Annotated in this window: 6 protein-coding genes; all 6 read right to left on the minus strand. The window is 42.8% G+C overall.

Going from position 1 to position 3,468, the window contains the following annotated elements:
* Positions 1-111: 111 nt before the first annotated feature.
* Positions 112-441 (minus strand): SMI1/KNR4 family protein, encoded by a 330-nt coding sequence (locus JC525_RS19580; protein WP_024016400.1) that lies wholly within the window; start codon positions 439-441, stop codon positions 112-114.
* Positions 442-570: 129 nt separating this feature from the next.
* Positions 571-801 (minus strand): hypothetical protein, encoded by a 231-nt coding sequence (locus JC525_RS19585; protein WP_198817803.1) that lies wholly within the window; start codon positions 799-801, stop codon positions 571-573.
* 240 nt (positions 802-1,041) lie between these two features.
* The gene (locus JC525_RS19590; protein WP_198817805.1) at positions 1,042-1,218 is read right to left on the minus strand and encodes a hypothetical protein; all 177 of its coding nucleotides are present in this window, start codon (positions 1,216-1,218) and stop codon (positions 1,042-1,044) included.
* Between the two features lie 557 nt (positions 1,219-1,775).
* A complete protein-coding gene (locus tag JC525_RS19595) occupies positions 1,776-2,129 on the minus strand; it encodes a DUF4844 domain-containing protein (RefSeq protein ID WP_233095329.1) in 354 nt (117 codons plus the stop codon).
* Positions 2,130-2,252: 123 nt separating this feature from the next.
* Positions 2,253-2,531 carry a hypothetical protein gene (locus tag JC525_RS19600; RefSeq protein WP_198817807.1) on the minus strand — a complete coding sequence of 93 codons (279 nt, stop codon included), beginning with the start codon at positions 2,529-2,531 and terminating at the stop codon, positions 2,253-2,255.
* Between the two features lie 420 nt (positions 2,532-2,951).
* Positions 2,952-3,245 (minus strand): hypothetical protein, encoded by a 294-nt coding sequence (locus JC525_RS19605; protein ID WP_233095330.1) that lies wholly within the window; start codon positions 3,243-3,245, stop codon positions 2,952-2,954.
* Positions 3,246-3,468 lie beyond the last annotated feature (223 nt).

A 3,468-nucleotide genomic window follows, 5' to 3' on the forward strand; every position in this document is an offset into this window, starting at 1 on the left:
GTCAATTTTTTCAATTACTTCTATTAGTTTCATTTTATGAGACAAAGTACATAACGCCCGCATTTGCGGAAAATTGGAGCGCAGCGGAAATTTGTCCGAAACATGCGCTTGTTAGGGCTTGCTCTTGATGCCGAATTGCTTCGCAAACTCGGGATCTATCCAAGCCGACTCTACCTGACCAAGCTCTAATTCAACTTCTTCTGGAGCAGAGCACCTAGAAACAAAATCATTTACTGAACCAGAAAGAAAATGGTTCTCTCCTGTTTCGTGATCCCAGAAGCACACAGCCTCGTTAAGCAGAACGAAATAGTTACCGCAATCGTCTTCGGCAAGGACATTCGAAGTGGATAAGACTTCAGGGAATGGCTCCTTGGCTTTTCGAATTACGCCGTACTCAACGCCGGCTTCGCATTTGAATACCTTACCAAATACTCGATTCATATCTGAGCCCTAACGCCCGCATAACGGGCAAAAACACGTAGGCTACAATACTAAGCGGAGCGCAGGGAGCCTACGTGTTTTTGTCCCAAGCGAGCGAAGCGAGTGTTAATGCGTTTGTTATATGCACGTTTACTTGATTGCGGTGACAACATACTTACCACCTATTTCCGTGTATTCAATGCGTGAAGTTGAACCAACGTCAAGGCTATCTATGTGTTTTTTAGTTACAGGGCTGCTTAAACCATGAAGAGCATACTCGTTAGAATTTAAAACAAAATACTCTCTACTTTCTGCATCGCTAAGCCTAAACAACCAAGGGCTATCTGTTGTGAAACTTGCCTCAACAACTTTTACCAACATCAGAATTTACCTGTGCATATAACACCCTGCTTAGGGGCGGAAACACATGGGCTAAAATTTAGGAGCGAAGCGACGCAGCCCATGTGTTTGCGTCCCAGCGAGCCCGCGAGCGGCTACAGCAGATTGTTATATTTAATGCTTGCATCCCAAATGAATTTATAAAGAGCAAATGAATAAACCTAAGAAGCGAATATCTGAGAACAGAGCTAATTAGCCGTTTACCACTTCACCGTAACGTTACTATTGATCTTTGTTGATTTGAGAAAATATCCAGAAATAAAGTCCGCTAAGCGCTAAAAAGATTAGCGCCAAAACAGTCAGAGTTACAACCGCCCCAACAGAGTCTGCTGAAATGGCCATACCAATGAACATTAACCCCATTATGCCAATTGCTAGCGGAAAACGATAACCCTGCAAGGAAACATCCTTTTAAATATAACTTTAAGCTTTGGGGCGCTAGCACGTGGGCTAAAATCCGAACGAAGTGAGTCAGCCCACGTGTTAGCGTCCCAGCGACCGGAGGGAGTGCCAACAGCGTTTTGTTAGGCGTACAACTGAAAGTACGCAGCTTTGCTGCCACCACTAGCCAATTAGCCAGCTTGTTTAAATTATTGGATTTAAGATAAAACAACCCTGTGCGAAAAGCCAGATGTTAACGACATTGCTGGATAAAAGAACGAGTTTAGAAAGTTGGTGATGCAAAATGTTGGCGTTGCGATGTTGAAGAAAAGGGCGTTGCTAAAGCCGGTGAAACTACCGAAAAAGCAAGCCGTAAAGACAACCTAGCGAAACAACCTTGATGCTGAAATGTCACAGTTAAACCCACATTTTTATGCTGTAAGTAAATGACGCCTAACTTTTAAATAAGGGGCGCAGGCATGTGGGGCATAATGGCGAAGCCGCCCCGCATGTATGCGTCCCAGCGAACGAAGTGAGTGACTTAATTTTTTTGTTATGTGCCACCCAATACATCCTTACAAGTAGTAGCTCAGTAAGCCATCTGAGCTTTCTATATTCAAGATATCCATAATTATCTCTAAATGGTCCCCAAAGTGTTCTTTCGCCTCAGTGTCTTGCATTTCCATGATTTCTAACTCTGGCAAGAACGTTTCCATGACCCAAAGCTTTGATGGATTTTGCAAAAGGCCATTAATGAGAGTGTCTAAAATTGAGTCTAACATTTTAGTTAATAGCTGTTTTTCGTTTGGAACACTTCCGGGCAGTTCAGCAAACAACTCGCTATCCTTAAAACTTTTTAACTCGGATAATGTGGACTGTGTGATGACCAAGGTCTGATCTTGAACTTCTAATAAAGGACTGTATTCCATATTATCCTCTTGGCACATAACTTTTAAATAAGGGGCGCAGACGTGTGGGCTAAAATCCGAACGAAGTGAGCAGCCCACATGTTTGCGTCCCAGCCCGCGGAGCGGGCGAACTTAATTTTTTTGTTATATTTTGCCGTTTCTTACATCGCGCACTTCTTGCATTCTTAAATGCTCCTCTATTGAGACAAGCACAGCAATAATGCCAGCAAACAAAAAGATTAAAATTGACCAAACAATTATAGGTATGAATGTAATTGCATTTGGAAGTGATTCGGTGAAGGACGTCCACAGCGTTGCGCCTACTCCTAAAATAAGTAATAAAAACGAAAAAGTAGCAGCTATCCTGGAAACTAAAAGCAATGTACTAAAATTGCGAGATTCAACTGAGGAAAATGGTTTCAATTTAAACTTCCTTGGTTAATGTACCTTTAAATATAACTTTTAAATAAGGGGCGCAGGCGCGTGGGCTATAATGCGAAGCAGCCCACGTGTATGCGTCCCAGCGAACGAAGTGAGTGACTTAATTTTTTTGTTATGTGACTTACCCACGATTTGCACCATTAAGCTTAAGATGCTTAACAAATAAACCACACAGTACCATAACTGCAAGAGCTGACGTGGTGAAAATTAGGTAGATAATTGCGGTAAAAATTCCCCCAGTGAATTCAATATTAAAAATGAAAGCTAAGGCGGTTGAAACTATTAAGCATAATATCGAAATGCGTTTTGCTGGTACTTGAAACGACCAACTTAGCCAGTAATTTGGTAGTGAAAGAATCGACCAGCTAGGAAGCACACCTAGTAATAACAAAATAGCTGGAATTAAAAATGTGCTGAGATTAATACTTTCCATGGAACCTTCGAGTCACATAACATTAAGCTAAGCGGCGCATTTGCGTGGGGCATAATGGCGAAGCCGCCCCGCGTAAATGCGTCCGAGCGACCGAAGGGAGTGGACTTTAGCGCTTTGTTAGAAGCAGAGCCAGTTCCTTTGGTCTTTTTAAAAACTGATAAAGCCAGCATACGATTGATTGTTAACACAGACAAGAAAAACGACTGAGCAGTGATGGTTTTGATTTGACGGGAGCAAGCCGCCACTTGAACTAACAAACGCATTGGCGCTTACTGGCGGTAAATAAGAACTTGGCGATAAAGCGCCTAATGCGCAACCTTTGAATTTAACGCGGCGACATTAAAGCTACCAAAAGCCCCGGCGATGCTAATGAAAACAGGTGAGGGTAGTTGAACTGATTACTTGATTGAGCCAAACGCAGTTTAGGCTGGCGCCTTATAACATTAAGCTAAGCGGCGCAGTTGCGTGGGGCATAATGGCGAAGCC

The organism is Alteromonas sp. IB21 (assembly GCF_016405965.1).
Taxonomy (GTDB): Bacteria; Pseudomonadota; Gammaproteobacteria; order Enterobacterales; family Alteromonadaceae; genus Alteromonas.